14 protein-coding genes are annotated in these 13,521 nt (G+C 62.4%); 11 read left to right on the plus strand and 3 right to left on the minus strand.

The window, feature by feature from the left end:
* Genes AC1TQG_RS11880 through AC1TQG_RS11890 form a run of 3 tightly spaced genes read right to left on the minus strand, consistent with a single transcriptional unit; the run spans position 1 to position 2,113 of the window.
* Complete coding sequence (locus AC1TQG_RS11880; RefSeq protein ID WP_482137103.1) at positions 1-327, minus strand: hypothetical protein; 327 nt, start codon at positions 325-327, stop codon at positions 1-3.
* The gene (locus AC1TQG_RS11885; RefSeq protein WP_482137104.1) at positions 308-1,579 is read right to left on the minus strand and encodes an aromatic ring-hydroxylating oxygenase subunit alpha; all 1,272 of its coding nucleotides are present in this window, start codon (positions 1,577-1,579) and stop codon (positions 308-310) included. The genes AC1TQG_RS11880 and AC1TQG_RS11885 overlap by 20 nt, the downstream gene beginning before the upstream one ends.
* A 3-nt stretch (positions 1,580-1,582) precedes the next feature.
* Positions 1,583-2,113: a carboxymuconolactone decarboxylase family protein gene (locus tag AC1TQG_RS11890; RefSeq protein WP_482137105.1), complete on the minus strand. Its 531-nt coding sequence runs from the start codon at positions 2,111-2,113 to the stop codon at positions 1,583-1,585.
* Positions 2,114-2,575: 462 nt separating this feature from the next.
* On the opposite strand from AC1TQG_RS11890, the gene AC1TQG_RS11895 reads away from it, so the two are divergent.
* From AC1TQG_RS11895 to AC1TQG_RS11945, 11 genes are all read left to right on the plus strand, one after another.
* Entirely contained in the window at positions 2,576-3,946 is a 1,371-nt protein-coding gene (locus AC1TQG_RS11895) for an ABC transporter substrate-binding protein (protein WP_482137337.1), read from the plus strand.
* Positions 3,946-6,126: a branched-chain amino acid ABC transporter permease gene (locus AC1TQG_RS11900; protein ID WP_482137106.1), complete on the plus strand. Its 2,181-nt coding sequence runs from the start codon at positions 3,946-3,948 to the stop codon at positions 6,124-6,126. The genes AC1TQG_RS11895 and AC1TQG_RS11900 overlap by 1 nt, the downstream gene beginning before the upstream one ends.
* A complete protein-coding gene (locus AC1TQG_RS11905; RefSeq protein WP_482137107.1) occupies positions 6,104-6,820 on the plus strand; it encodes an ABC transporter ATP-binding protein in 717 nt (238 codons plus the stop codon). The genes AC1TQG_RS11900 and AC1TQG_RS11905 overlap by 23 nt, the downstream gene beginning before the upstream one ends.
* Positions 6,817-7,524 carry an ABC transporter ATP-binding protein gene (locus AC1TQG_RS11910; protein ID WP_482137108.1) on the plus strand — a complete coding sequence of 236 codons (708 nt, stop codon included), beginning with the start codon at positions 6,817-6,819 and terminating at the stop codon, positions 7,522-7,524. The genes AC1TQG_RS11905 and AC1TQG_RS11910 overlap by 4 nt, the downstream gene beginning before the upstream one ends.
* On the plus strand, positions 7,521-7,925 hold the full coding sequence (locus AC1TQG_RS11915; protein ID WP_482137109.1) for a hypothetical protein: 405 nt from the start codon (positions 7,521-7,523) through the stop codon (positions 7,923-7,925). The genes AC1TQG_RS11910 and AC1TQG_RS11915 overlap by 4 nt, the downstream gene beginning before the upstream one ends.
* Positions 7,891-8,205, plus strand: a complete 315-nt coding sequence (locus AC1TQG_RS11920) for a hypothetical protein (protein WP_482137110.1) — start codon at positions 7,891-7,893, stop codon at positions 8,203-8,205. The genes AC1TQG_RS11915 and AC1TQG_RS11920 overlap by 35 nt, the downstream gene beginning before the upstream one ends.
* A gap of 156 nt (positions 8,206-8,361) precedes the next feature.
* Positions 8,362-9,528: an acyl-CoA dehydrogenase family protein gene (locus tag AC1TQG_RS11925; protein ID WP_482137338.1), complete on the plus strand. Its 1,167-nt coding sequence runs from the start codon at positions 8,362-8,364 to the stop codon at positions 9,526-9,528.
* A complete protein-coding gene (locus AC1TQG_RS11930) occupies positions 9,528-10,295 on the plus strand; it encodes an SDR family NAD(P)-dependent oxidoreductase (protein WP_482137111.1) in 768 nt (255 codons plus the stop codon). Before AC1TQG_RS11925 ends, AC1TQG_RS11930 begins: the two co-directional genes overlap by 1 nt.
* Positions 10,295-11,557: a CaiB/BaiF CoA transferase family protein gene (locus AC1TQG_RS11935; RefSeq protein ID WP_482137112.1), complete on the plus strand. Its 1,263-nt coding sequence runs from the start codon at positions 10,295-10,297 to the stop codon at positions 11,555-11,557. The genes AC1TQG_RS11930 and AC1TQG_RS11935 overlap by 1 nt, the downstream gene beginning before the upstream one ends.
* Positions 11,547-12,368: an enoyl-CoA hydratase/isomerase family protein gene (locus AC1TQG_RS11940; RefSeq protein WP_482137113.1), complete on the plus strand. Its 822-nt coding sequence runs from the start codon at positions 11,547-11,549 to the stop codon at positions 12,366-12,368. Before AC1TQG_RS11935 ends, AC1TQG_RS11940 begins: the two co-directional genes overlap by 11 nt.
* On the plus strand, positions 12,369-13,514 hold the full coding sequence (locus AC1TQG_RS11945) for a thiolase family protein (protein WP_482137114.1): 1,146 nt from the start codon (positions 12,369-12,371) through the stop codon (positions 13,512-13,514).
* Positions 13,515-13,521: the final 7 nt, after the last annotated feature.

Genomic DNA, 13,521 nt, shown 5'->3' on the forward strand with positions numbered 1-13,521 from the left:
TCAGAACACCGGCTGCTTCACGGTCTCGACCCAGGCCGCACCGCTGTCGAGCACGCGGGGCTGCTTCCAGACCTCGATCGGGAACGACACCATGATCAGCGACGACAACAGGTGCATGAGGGCGCGGACGTCCTCGGGCAGGTCATCGAGCTGGAACTTGTCGCAGTAATCAAGCGCGGCTTCGATGCGGTCCATGCCGGCGTCGTAGAACACCTGCATCTCGTCCATCGTGGAGTCGAGACGCTTGGCGTAACGCTCCTGCTCGGTGGCCAGAATCCAGTCCGAGAACTTCTCTAGATCAGCGAAGTCACTTGGTAGCTGTGGCATTTTTGTGCTCCCTTACTTCATCTTTGACCACCTTGTGGAGGTGGCGGAGGAGGATTTCCTGATCGCAGAGCGGGAAGTCGCTGACCGTCTTGGTTGCGAGCATCGTCTGCGTTGCTTCGAGGGTGTTGGCGTCCTGGAACGCGTACTCCTTGAAGGTCACCGCGGCGAGTTCCTGAGCCAGGCGCTCCCGTGGGGTCTTCGCGGGTACGAAGTAGAGATTGGCCTCGAAGACGTGCTGGTTCACCGCGGTGGGCCAGTAGTGGTACGTGAGGTACCAGCCCGGAGCCCAGAACAGCAGCGACATGTTCGGGAAGAACTCGAACTCGTCGATGCCCCAGGGCTTTGCCTTGCCGGGGTTGATGCCCGGGGGCAGCGGATCGAGGCCCTCGATGTCGGGACGATCCCATGGTCCGAACAGGCCACTTCGCAGAGCGCGCTCGATCGGCTTGACCATGTTCAGGTCCTTGGGCGGCGACATGCCTCCCCAGGTGGAGATCATCGAGTGCGGGGTGTCGATGTCGTAGTGCAGAGCCTCGAAGCCGTGGTGCAGCAACTTTTCGGCTTCTTCTTTGGTTGCCTGCTTCTGATGCAGCACCGGCGCGTGGTAGAACTCCGCGAACGCGTCGATGAACAGCTTCCAGTTGGCGTTGATCGTCGACTTGTAGCTGTAGACCGAGGTCATCTCGTGGTACGGGTAGCCCTCGACACCTTCGGCGAGCCGGCCGAGGTATTCCTTCAGCGGCTGGGCGTTGTCATCCATGTTGACCCAGATGAAACCTTCCCAGACGTCGCAGTTGACCGAGACCAGGCCGTAGTCGTTCTTGTCCAGGTCGAAGAACTCGCCCTCCTGCTGGACGAAGGTCAGGTCGCCTTCGAGGCTGTAGCGCCAGGCGTGGTACTTGCAGGTGAACTGGCGGCAGGTACCCGAGGTCTCTTCGTTCGGGAAGTCGTTCCAGACCAGCTTGTTGCCGCGGTGACGACAGACGTTGTGGAAGGCGCGGACCTTGCCCTCGGTATCGCGCACGATGATGAGCGAGGTTCCGAGAGCGGCGATCTCGCGGGTGAAGTAGTTGCCCTTCTTGGGGATGCGCTCCACGCGACCGATGTTGACCCACTTCTTCTTGAAGATGGCGTCAATTTCCCCCTGGTAGAACTCAGGGTCGGTCGAATCCGAGTAATCAACCGGTGCGGTGCCGAGCTCCGGCCAGTGCTCGGTCCAGCTGCCTGCAGCTGGTTTTTCAAAGTGGGCCATGATTTACCTTTCCTGTTCGAGCTGTACGTCAAAAGTGTTGATAGCCATTGCGAGCATCCGATACGACCCGACTGTGAAGACGAGATCCATCCGCTGCTTTTCGTCGAGGTGGTCGGATAGTTCCGCCCAGGTCTCGTCCGAGATTCGAGAGTGCTGATTTAGTTCATCGACTGAGCGCAGGGCCACGCTGTCGAAGTCATTGAGTCCCTCGCCGCGGGCTGCCGCGGAGATCTCCTCCTCGGTCAAACCTGCCTGTTTGCCGAGTTGAATATGGTGGTGCGCTTCGTAGTCGCAGTTCGCGACGTGTGCAATCCGCAGGACCATCAGTTCGCGAAGGCGCGCCGGCAGGGTCGAGTTGAACAAGATGTAAACATTGAAGCCGAGGTACGCCTGTGTCAGAGCTGGATGACGTACCAGTGTGGCGAGGATTGTTCCGGCGTTCTCCGGATTCCTACGCCACCTCGGCAGCATGCCTTTCAGGGCAGTGTCGACGGTCTCATCCCATTGGTCCGCGGGTAGCGGGGGCAGACGCATCCACCACCTCCTCTCATTCGGTCGGAGAATCACGTTCTCACTTTCGAATACCTAGATTTCCATGAACCGCCCGGTTAGTCAATCCTGCTGGAAAATTCCTCGACTTTGATGCCGTGGGCGACTGTGGCTCGCGGTTCGGTCTCATCCTGGGGTCCTTGACTTGGACACTTCTATGAGGGTCGCGGTTATCGGGCCGCTCACCTGGATAAACGAGCGGGCCGACCCTGAATCGTGCACGTATGCTGTCCGGTTTGCCGATGGTCACAGTTTCAGTAAGGTGTGACCTGCATCCTACAAAATCTTGATTCTTCAAATGGGAGAAGCTAGTTTCCTACTAGCGGAAGCGCCACAGCCCACAGCGTGCAATCCATCCGCCGTGGGCAGGGTCCACAACCCGTCTCGGATCTCCCCATCCGCAGACGGACGGACGTAGTCGAAAGGAACAATGTGAAACCACAACGCATGCTGATCGCCTTGATGGCGATCACGGTGCTCGTTGCCGGCTGTAGTGGCCGAGACAGCAGTGACACCGGGACCGAAGAAGGCGGTGGTGGCGGCACCACTGCGGCGGCCAGTGCGTCGAGCGACTTCGGCGACCTGTCCGACGTCTGCTCGTCGGGGCCGTCGAAGGGGTCCACCGCGCAGGGGGTCACGGACTCGGAGATCCAGGTCGGGGTCTTCTCCGATGTCGGCTTCACGAAGAATTCGGAGTTCGTCGACACGGCCAAGGTGTTCACCTCCTGGTGCAACGATCTTGGTGGTATCAACGGACGCAAGATCGTTGCCAACACCCGTGACAGCAAGCTCATGGAGGTGCGCCAGCAGATGATTGCCGCGTGCCGTGATGACTTCGCCCTCGTCGGCGGCGGCAGTGCGCTCGACGGACTCGGTGTCAAAGAACGCCTGGGTTGCACCCTTCCGAGCTTCCCGGGTCAGGTTGCCCAGATGCAGTCGGCAGGCGCTGACCTCGAGATCTCCGCCGATCCGAGCATGACAGCGGGCTATGACCCGTACTACGGCTTCCGGAACTGGCTCATCAATGAGGCGTACCCCGATTCCAAGGGCGCGGTCGGCATCATCAACGGCGACTCACCTGTGACAAAGGTACTTGGCGAGCAGGCGGTCGAATCCACCACCGCAGCCGGTGGCACATTCATCTACAACGATCTGTACCCGGCCATGGGTGTGTCGGACTGGACGCCTTACGCACAGTCGATGAAGAGCAAGGGCGTCAAAGGGCTCATCTACTACGGCGATTTCAAGCAACTCGCCAAGCTCGAGAGTGTGCTGACCAGCATCGACTACAAGCTCGACTGGATCGACACCAACAACAACGCCTACGGCGATCAGTTCGTCGAACTGGCAGGCTCCTCGGCCGCCGAGCAGAACAACTACCTCGATCTCGGGGGCAACGCGCCCTTCGGAAGCGATGTTCCGGCGATGCAGCAGTTCGAAGAACTGTGGGCCAAGTACTCTCCGGACACCGAGATGACCCTGCCTGCGATTCGTGCGATGTCATCCTGGTTGCTGTTCGCCAAGTCTGCCGCGGCCTGTGGTGACGATCTGACCCGTGCCTGCCTGGTGGAGAACGCGAAGAGCGAAACCGCTTGGACGGGTGGCGGATTGCACGCTCCGACGAATCTCTCGGCACCCGTTCCCCCGAACGGTTGCTTCAATGTCGAGAAGACAACAGCCGACGGCTGGGAGTCCGTGGACGTCGGTAGTGAGGGCGGAGAGTTCTATCGCTGCGTCGAACCGTACAAGTACACCAAGGATTACGGAGCCCCGATGACCCTGGCCGATGTGGGTAAGAGCATGAGTGATGTGAAGTAATGGACCAATTCCTCACCTTCGGAATCGTTGGACTGACGACCGCTGCGATCTATGCAGTGATCGGCAGTGGTCTGGTACTCACGTACACGACCACCGGCGTCTTCAACTTCGCGCATGGCGCGGCAGGCATGTTTGCCGCGTTCACGTTCTGGCAGATCTCCATCGGATGGGGTTTGCCGGTATGGCTCTCGCTGGTAATTATTCTCGGTGTCCTGGCACCGGGGTTTGCGATCCTTGTCGAACTGGCGATGCGCCCGGTCCAACGATTGGGTGAGGCAGAGAAAATGGTGATGACGATCGCTCTGTTGAGCGGTCTGATCGCCCTGGCACGGTGGATCTGGAATCCGAACGACGCCAAGTCGATTCCCCGGTTCTTCGCCGACCAGTCTCCGATACACATCGGTTCGGCCACCATCACCTGGCATCAGATGGTGACGATGCTGGTGGCGATTGCAGTGGCAATCGGCCTGCGGCTGTTGATGTTCAACACCCGTATCGGCACCGAGATGCGGGCAACCGTGGACGACAGGGGACTGGTCGGCCTCACCGGAGCAAATCCGGTGCGTGCCAACCGCGTGGCGTGGATCCTGGGCACCGAACTGGCCGCGATCGGCGGCATCTTGATCGCCTCGATGGTGGCCCTCGATGCGATGCAGCTGTCGTTGCTCATCATCAGCGCTTATGCCGCAGCAATTTTCGGGCGGCTCAAGAGTTTGCCGATGACCTTTGTCGGCGCAATCGTGGTCGGTTGCATGGAGGCGTACCTCGCCGGCTACCTGCCACAGAACGAGTACCTTCCGGGTCTGCGCCTCGCGGCGCCTGCGCTCCTGCTGCTGTTGGCCCTGCTGTTGTTCCCGCATGGCCGTCTGCGTGGTCGCGACCGGCGTCTGACCAAGGTTCCGTTGCCGACAGTGCGTGGCACCGTGATCTTCGGTGTGGCAATCGTCGTGTTCGCGGTGGTGCTGACGACCGTCCTCAGTGAGGGTGATCTGATCAGCTTCGGATTGATCTTCCCGATGAGTATCATCGCGCTCTCGTTTGTCCCGCTTGCGGGCTTTGCCGGTCAGATCTCGTTGTGCCAGTTGACGATGGCCGGTATCGGCGCGGCTGCGTGCGCCTACTTCGGAGGCAGCGGGCAGTGGTGGGCACTGATCGCCACGGTGTTGGTGTCGGCGATCGCGGGTGCGATCGTCGCCATCCCGGCGCTACGGCTCTCGGGGGTGTATCTGGCCCTGGGAACCGCCGCGTTCGCGGTCATCATGGATCGCTGGATCTTCACCCTCCCGGCGTTCAACGTCTTCGGTGCAGAGATCACGATCTTCGATCAGGGATCGGTCGAGTTGGTGGGGCCCAACCTGTTCGGGTTCCATTTCGACACCACGGCCAGGATCACGATCCTCTCGGCGATATTCCTCGCCCTGGCGACACTCGTCGTGGCACTGGTTCGCCGAAGCCGGTACGGGCGCAGGCTCATCGCGCAACGTGACAGCGAGGCGGCCTACGCCACGCTCGGCGGCAATCTGCTGACGGCGAAGGTTGCGGTCTTCGCACTCGGTGCCGGCATCGCCGGTCTCGGTGGCGCCCTGTACGGAATGCAACTGCAGTCGGTCACCGCCGATCAGTTCAACTTTGTTGCCGGACTGCCGTTGTTCCTGATCGCGACCATCGCGGGTCTGGGCTCGGTGGGTGCCGGGTTCTTCACCGGATTCATGCTGGCCGGTCCGTTTGTCGCAGTGGTGATGATCTGGCCCGATTCCGCCGACCTCGTCCAGGTGATCCCGGGTCTGGCGGGTATCGCCTTCGCAGGCGGAATCCTGAGTTCGGGTGCGATCCCGCAGATGCGCAAGCAGTGGGATCCGATCTTCGCCGATCGCATCGCGGTGTCGGCATTCCTGAGCTGGTTCGTGCTGCTCTGGGCACTGCGCCTCGGCGACGTGTTCGATGGCTGGATCTTCTTCTTCGGCATCGTCGCCGGAGTGATTGCCCTGCAGGTCTGGGCGGCGCTCAAGCCCGCTCCGATCATCGATCCGGACGATCCGGATTTCCCGAACTCGGACACTTTGGGCTCCGATGGGTCGATTGTTGATGAGGACATCCCGGTCGAGTGGTGGGGGCTCAAGCGCCCGTGGCGCGCCGAGGACGAGGAGGTGTTGGACCATGCCATTGCAACTCGAGGTTAGTGGTGTGACGGTGGCCTTTGGTGGCCACCGCGCGCTGGAAGACGTTGCGCTGTCTGCGGAGGCAGGCAAGATCACCGGCTTGATCGGGCCAAACGGCGCAGGTAAGAGCACGCTGTTCGACGTTGTCACCGGATTGCGCAAGCCGGTGACGGGCACCGTGGTGATGGATGGCCACGACGTGACGCGAGAAGGTCCCTCCAAGAGGGCCCGACGTGGTCTGGCCCGGACATTTCAGCGACTGGAACTGTTCGGCCGCTTGAGTGTTCGCGACAACCTGCTGGTTGCCGCGGAACTCGGTCCGCATCGTCGCAACGCGGCAGAGGTCGTCGACGAGATCATCGAGCGACTCGGTCTCAGTGACATCGCCGATGTGAGTTCGGACGAGTTGCCAACGGGCATGGGGCGTTTGGTGGAGGTGGCGCGAGCCCTTGCCGTCAAACCCAGCCTGTTGCTGCTGGACGAACCGGCGGCCGGTCAGGATCCCGAGGAAACGGAACGCTTTGCGCTCCTGCTCCGCACGATCGCCGACCGTGGCGCTGCGATCCTGCTGGTCGAACACGACATGGAACTGGTCATGGAAGTCTGTGACCAGGTGTTCGTGCTCGACCTCGGCAAGATCATCGCATCGGGTCCGCCCGACGTGATCCGTAAAGACGAGAAAGTTCTGGCGGCATACCTGGGGACGGAAGCATGACTCCAATGTTGGAACTGAGGGACGTCCGTGCGGCTTACGACGCCATCTCGGTGCTACACGGCATCAATCTGAGCGTCTCCGCCGGACAGGTCGTTGCGCTGCTCGGACCGAACGGCGCAGGCAAGACCACGACGCTGAACGTGGCGGCAGGCAATCACCCGGTCAAATCGGGGCAGCTGGTGCTCGGTGGTCGAGATGCCACCGGAATGGCACTTGGCGATGTGGCCCGTGCGGGTGTCTGCCTGATACCCGAAGGCCGCGGCGTCTTCCCGAACCTGACGGTCCGGGAGAACCTGCAGATGATGACCTTCACCGGGCGTTCGCGCGCGGAGATCGAAGAGATCGCGTTCAGTCGCTTCCCGATTCTGGGTAAGCGGGCAACGCAGACCGCCGGCACGATGTCCGGTGGTGAGCAGCAGATGCTGGCCCTGTCCCGGGGTCTGGCAACCGATCCCGCGGTGCTGTTGCTCGACGAGTTGTCGATGGGGCTGGCACCCCTGATCGTCGCCGAGCTCTATGAGCAGGTGGCGGAGATCGCCCGGCAGGGTGTCGCCGTACTGGTTGTCGAGCAGTTCGCGGCGGCCGTTCTCGATTATGCAGACCATGCCGCGGTGCTAGTCCGCGGACGGGTCGAACACCAGGGTCGTCCCGACCACGAATTCCGAAAACAACTGGCAGCCCTCTACCTAGGAAGTTCCTCATGACCTCATCCGAATCCCGCGCCGATCGCTTCACCCGCGAATTGTCCGAGCTGAAGATCGCCGATCCGGCGACCGGGCGGTCGCAGCTCTGGTTGCGCATCGGCCTCGCTTTGATGGTGATCGGCCCGGTGCTGGCGATCATCGCGTACTTCATCTCGCATGGCACCGCGAATCCGCTCGAGCAGCGCGACGCAATCGTCATCGCACTCATCGGTATCTCGCTGGCTGTCGTGGGCTCTGCGGTGTTCCTGCGTTACTCGCTCACAGAGTTCCTGCGATTCTGGTTGGCGCGGCAGGCATTTGACTTCAGTAACCTCTCCGAGCAGCTGTCTCCCAACGATAAGATTCTCGTCGAAAAGGATGTTCACGATGACTCAGCAAAGCACGCCGTTGCGCCCCGGTGACCAGCTGGCAAGTACCAGCTGCGCCACCCGCGTCGTGGTGGTGAAGGCGCCGGCAGGCGACGTGGCGGTTGCCTGCGGCGGAGCGCCGATGGTTCCGGCCGCCACCGCGGCAAAGATCGCCGGTGACGGCGGCTCTCCGGCAACACTTCTCGGAAAGCGCTATGTTGACGCAGGCGACACGATCGAACTGCTCTGCACGTCGGCAGGCACCGGATCGTTGAGCGTCGATGGCGCCGAGCTGAGTATCAAGAGCCCAAAGCCGCTGCCCGCCTCTGACTGATCGGGTATCTGAGCGCCAGAAGGTCGTCGTCGCGGGGGGTCGGAATCCGACCTCCCGCAGCGGCGAATCTTCTGCGTTCACGTCGCAGACGTGGTGACTCGATATGGATATCGGCTCGACACGGAATATCGGAAGGAATGCGTTGTGTCCACCGGAATGAACTTTGATTTGACCGAGGATCAGGAGCTGATCCGCAAGTCGGTATCCGAGCTGGCAAGTCGTTTTGATGACCAGTATTGGATGGAAAAGGATCTCGCGCACGAGTTTCCGAAAGAATTCTACAAAGCGATCGCCGATGGTGGCTGGCTGGGAATGACCATGCCGGAGGAGTACGGCGGTCATGGCCTCGGCATCACCGAGGCGACGCTGTTGCTGGAGGCGGTCTCCCGCTCCGGCGGTGCGATGAATGCGGCGAGCTCGATCCACCTCTCGATCTTCGGTATGCACCCGGTGGTCGTACACGGATCCGATGAGTTGAAGGCGCGCACGCTGCCCCGAATCGTCAACGGCGACCTGCACGTCTGCTTCGGTGTGACCGAACCCGGTGCCGGCCTGGACACTTCACGGATCACCACCTTCGCCAAGCGAGACGGTGACAGCTATGTCGTCAACGGTCGCAAAGTGTGGATCTCCAAGGCGATGGAGTCGGAGAAGATCCTGCTGCTGACCCGAACGACGAAGTACGAAGACGTCGAGAAGAAGACCGACGGCATGACGCTGTTCCTCACCGATCTCGACCGCAGCAAGGTGACGATCCGGCCGATCCCCAAGATGGGCCGAAACGCGGTGACCTCCAACGAGTTGTTCATCGACGATCTCCGGATCCCGATCGAGGACCGGGTCGGAGAAGAGGGCCAGGGCTTCAAGTACCTGCTCGACGGCCTCAATCCCGAGCGGATGCTCATCGCCTCGGAGGCCCTCGGTATCGGCCGTGTGGCCCTCGACAAGGCCGTCAAGTACGGCGGCGAGCGGATCGTGTTCAATCGGCCGATCGGCATGAACCAGGGCATCCAGTTCCCGCTGGCCGACGCGCTGGCCCACCTGGATGCCGCAGAACTGGTGCTGCGCAAGGCAACCTGGCTCTACGACAATAAAAAGCCCTGTGGCCGTGAGGCGAACACCGCAAAGTACCTTTGTGCTGAAGCCGGTTTCAATGCGGCCGACCGGGCCCTGCAGACGCACGGCGGTATGGGCTACTCGGAGGAGTACCACGTCGCGCGGTACTTCCGCGAGGCCCGGCTGATGAAGATCGCCCCGATCAGCCAGGAAATGATCCTGAACTATCTGGGTTCACATACTTTGGGAATGCCGAGGAGCTACTGATGAGTGTCAAGAGTGGGATGTTTGATCTGACCGGACGGTCGGCCCTGGTCACCGGCGCTGCCGGTGGTATCGGTTCGGCTGTGGCAGAGGCGTTTGCCGCTGCCGGTGCCGCCGTTCTGGTCACCGACATCAATGGCGAGGCGGCCACGTTGGTTGCCAAGCGCATCGTCGAAGCCGGTGGCAAGGCAGAGGGTTTCGAGCTGGATGTCAGTGATCGCGAAGGTGCCGATGCGGCTGCGTCGGCTGCGGCCGCGCTCGCCGACGGGGTCCTGCACATCGTTGTCAACAATGCCGGGGTCACCGCGCCTGCGATGTTCAAGGACACCACCGCAGAATCGTTCCAGCGCATGCTCGACATCCACCTCAAGGGTGCATTCAACTGCGCGCAGGCGGCATTGCGGTACCTCCCCACCGACGGCACCGGCCGAATCATCAACGTGACCTCGTCGGCCGGTATCACCGGCACGCTGGGGCAGGTCAACTACTCGGCGGCGAAGGCCGGAATCATCGGGCTGACGAAGTCACTCGCCCGCGAGTTGGCCCGCAAGCAGATCCTCGTCAACGCGCTGGCCCCGCTGGCCGCCACGCCGATGACCAAGACGATCCGCACCGACGAAAAGTTCGCAGAGACCATGCTCAACCGGATCCCGTTGCGGCGCTGGGCAGAACCGGAAGAGATCGCAGGCGCGTTCCTGTTCCTCGCCTCGGATGCCTCATCGTTTGTCACCGGCCAGGTTCTGCCGGTTGATGGCGGCATGGTGATGTGATGACAAACGCTGACCTTTCGGAAACACCTGACCAGCCGGGGACAGGTGAGTCGGTGGGCCCGCTCGCCGGTGTCACAGTGGTGACCCTCGAGCAGGCAATTTCGGCTCCGATGTGCACCCGCACCCTCGCAGATTTCGGGGCCCGGGTGATCAAGGTCGAGAATCCGAAAGGCGGCGACTTCGCCCGTCACTACGACGATGTGGTGAAAGGCCAAGCAGCTCACTTTGTCTGGGCCAATCGCGGCAAGGAATCGGTCACTCTGGATCTGAAGTCGGAGGCCGGGATCGATCTGCTACACCGGCTGCTGGATCAGGCCGACGCGCTGGTGTCGAATCTGGCGCCCGGAGCGACTGCACGGCTCGGCTTGTCGGGGGACGTGCTGGCGCAGCGTCATCCGAATCTGGTTGCGGTCGAGATCGACGGGTACGGCAGCGGTGGTCCGTTGTCACACAAGCGGGCCTACGACCTGCTGGTGCAGGCCGAGGCCGGCGTCTGCGCCGTGACCGGATTTCCGGGGCAACCGGCGAAACCCGGTCCGCCGGTGGCGGATGTCTCGACCGGGCTCTATGCCGCACTGTCGATCATCGCGCTGCTGTACTCGCGGGACCGGCGCATTGCGCAGGGCAAGGGTTCTGCCGAGGTCAAGGTGAGTCTCTTCGACACCGCGGCCGAGGTCATGGGTTATCAGCTGAACTACACCCGCCATTCAGGGATCGACCAGCAGCCGTTGGGCATGAGTTCGCCCGCGGTGTCGCCGTACGGTTCGTACCCAACCGCCGACGGGCAGACCGTGGTCCTGGGCACCACCAACGACAGCGAGTGGCAACGTCTGGCGCGCGAGATCATCGGGCGTGACGATCTCGCGGACGACCCCCGTTTCGCGAACAACAGTGGGCGGGTGGAGAACCGCGCGGTCCTCGAAGAGGCCGTAGGAGCATGGTGCGGCAAGCATGATCTGGTGGACATCCAGCGCATCGCGGACAAGGCAGGGATCGGTAACGCGCGGTACAACCTGCCCAGCGAGGTGATCGCGCACCCGCAGCTCTCCGAGCGTGATCGGTGGCGCGACATCGATACTCCGAACGGTCCGATCGCAGCGTTGCTGCCGCCTCCGATCATCTCGGGTTTCGATCCTCCGATGGGCGCGGTACCGGGGCTCGGTGAGCACACCGAGAAGATCCTGGCCGATGTCGGCGTCGGCGAGGCCGATCTGGTGGGATTACGGGCACAGGGCGCGGTCGGTCCGGCGTATGAACGCTGAGCCGGAACTGCTGTGCGCTGACCGCGACGGTGTCCGTACCCTCACCCTGAATCGACCGCGCCGCAAGAATGCGATCAGCAGGGAACTCTGGATTGCGTTGCGTGATGCGCTGATTGCCGCAGGCGATGACCGCAGCGTCCGGGCACTGGTCATCACCGGTGCAGGCGGGGCGTTCTGCTCGGGTGCCGATATCGCCACCCCGGATCCGACCCATCCCACGTACAAACTGCGGAACCTCACCGCGGTTGCCGAGCTGCTGCACAACCTCCCGATGCCGACGATCGCCAAGGTCGACGGGGTGGCTGTGGGTGCGGGCTGGAATCTGGCGCTCGGTTGCGATTTCGTGGTCGCGACACCTGGATCGACGTTTTCGCAGATTTTCGTCAAACGCGGACTGTCGATGGATCTCGGCGGTTCCTGGCTGCTGCCCAAACTCGTCGGCCTGCAACAGGCCAAGCGGCTGACGATGCTGGCCGACACGATCGATGCAGAAGAAGCCCGCGCGCTGAACCTCGTCACCTGGGTTGTCGCCGCATCCGAACTCGACGGATTCGTCGACGACCTCACCGGCCGACTCGCGGCCGGCCCGCCGATTGCGCTGGCACAGACCAAGGCTTTGCTGAACGAGGGCGCCGATCGCACATTGCACGACGCATTGGCCAACGAGGCCCGCGCGCAGGCGGCCAACTTTGCAACCCGCGATGCCCAGGAGGCGTTTGCTGCCTTCAGCGCGCGGCGAACACCGGAATTCACCGGCCAGTGGGCTGTGCCCAGGCCGTCATCGTCAGAACACCGAAGTGGAGAAAAGTAGATGCGCGAAGTAGTCATCGTCGAGGCGGTTCGTACCGCTGTCGGAAAGCGGAACGGTGGACTGGCCGGCGTCCATCCCGTCGATCTTTCGGGTCATGTACTCAATGCGTTGGCCGAACGCAGTGGGGTGAACCCTGAGATCATCGATGATGTTGTGTGGGGCTGTGTTTCGCAGGTCGGCGACCAGTCCAGCAACGTCGGTCGGTACTCGGTGCTCGCGGCGGGATGGCCCGAATCGATTCCTGGCGTCACGATCAACCGGGCGTGCGGATCGAGCCAGCAGGCGCTCGACTTCGCGGTGCAGGCGGTGATGTCGGGTCAGCAGGACGTGGTCGTGGCCGGTGGTGTCGAGGTGATGAGCCGGGTGCCGCTGGGCGCAGCTCGATCCACCGGTGCACCGTACGGGCCCAAAGCCCTTGGCCGCTATGAGGGTTTTGCCTTCAACCAAGGGATCTCGGCAGAGAAGATCGCCCAGAAGTGGGGTTTCGACCGGACCTCGGTCGACGAGTTCTCGGTGCTCTCACATGAGCGGGCCGCGGCGGCGCAGGATGCCGGGGCGTTCGAAAGCCAGATCGTCGCGACCCCGACCGAAGACGGTGTGGTCACCGCCGACGAAGGAATCCGTCGGGGGAGCACGGTCGAAAAGCTTGCGAATCTGAAGCCCGCGTTCTCCGAAGACGGGGTGATCCACGCCGGGAACTCTTCCCAGATCTCTGATGGCGCAGCCGCATTGCTGGTGATGACCCCGGAGAAGGCGCGCGAACTCGGCCTGAAGCCGTTGGTGCGGTACACCGCAGGCGCCGTTGTCGGCGACGATCCGGTGCTCATGCTCACCGGCCCGATCCCGGCGACCGCGAAGGTCCTCGACAAGGCGGGCGTGAAGCTCTCCGAGGTCGGCGTGTTCGAGGTGAACGAAGCGTTTGCCCCGGTACCGATGGCCTGGCTTGCGGAGACCGGAGCTGATCCGGCCCTGCTCAACCCGTTGGGTGGCGCGATTGCTCTGGGACACCCGCTCGGTGGCTCGGGGGCGATCCTGATGACCCGCATGATCAACCACATGCGTGACAACGGAATTCGGTACGGACTGCAGACCATGTGTGAGGGCGGCGGCACTGCCAATGCCACCCTCGTCGAATTGGTTTCGTGAGAGAGGA

The sequence above is a fragment of the Williamsia sp. Y844 genome, from assembly GCF_056786475.1.

Bases quoted from the DNA above. Each gene is read 5' to 3' on its own strand.
- AC1TQG_RS11885 (WP_482137104.1), bottom strand. From the start codon at position 1,579: ATGGCCCACTTTGAAAAACCAGCTGCAGGCAGCTGGACCGAGCACTGG.
- AC1TQG_RS11925 (WP_482137338.1), top strand. From the start codon at position 8,362: ATGAACTTTGATTTGACCGAGGATCAGGAGCTGATCCGCAAGTCGGTA.
- AC1TQG_RS11880 (WP_482137103.1), bottom strand. From the start codon at position 327: ATGCCACAGCTACCAAGTGACTTCGCTGATCTAGAGAAGTTCTCGGAC.
- AC1TQG_RS11905 (WP_482137107.1), top strand. From the start codon at position 6,104: ATGCCATTGCAACTCGAGGTTAGTGGTGTGACGGTGGCCTTTGGTGGC.
- AC1TQG_RS11930 (WP_482137111.1), top strand. From the start codon at position 9,528: ATGAGTGTCAAGAGTGGGATGTTTGATCTGACCGGACGGTCGGCCCTG.
- AC1TQG_RS11935 (WP_482137112.1), top strand. From the start codon at position 10,295: ATGACAAACGCTGACCTTTCGGAAACACCTGACCAGCCGGGGACAGGT.
- AC1TQG_RS11920 (WP_482137110.1), top strand. From the start codon at position 7,891: ATGACTCAGCAAAGCACGCCGTTGCGCCCCGGTGACCAGCTGGCAAGT.
- AC1TQG_RS11945 (WP_482137114.1), top strand. From the start codon at position 12,369: ATGCGCGAAGTAGTCATCGTCGAGGCGGTTCGTACCGCTGTCGGAAAG.
- AC1TQG_RS11900 (WP_482137106.1), top strand. From the start codon at position 3,946: ATGGACCAATTCCTCACCTTCGGAATCGTTGGACTGACGACCGCTGCG.
- AC1TQG_RS11895 (WP_482137337.1), top strand. From the start codon at position 2,576: ATGCTGATCGCCTTGATGGCGATCACGGTGCTCGTTGCCGGCTGTAGT.
- AC1TQG_RS11910 (WP_482137108.1), top strand. From the start codon at position 6,817: ATGACTCCAATGTTGGAACTGAGGGACGTCCGTGCGGCTTACGACGCC.
- AC1TQG_RS11915 (WP_482137109.1), top strand. From the start codon at position 7,521: ATGACCTCATCCGAATCCCGCGCCGATCGCTTCACCCGCGAATTGTCC.
- AC1TQG_RS11940 (WP_482137113.1), top strand. From the start codon at position 11,547: ATGAACGCTGAGCCGGAACTGCTGTGCGCTGACCGCGACGGTGTCCGT.
- AC1TQG_RS11890 (WP_482137105.1), bottom strand. From the start codon at position 2,113: ATGCGTCTGCCCCCGCTACCCGCGGACCAATGGGATGAGACCGTCGAC.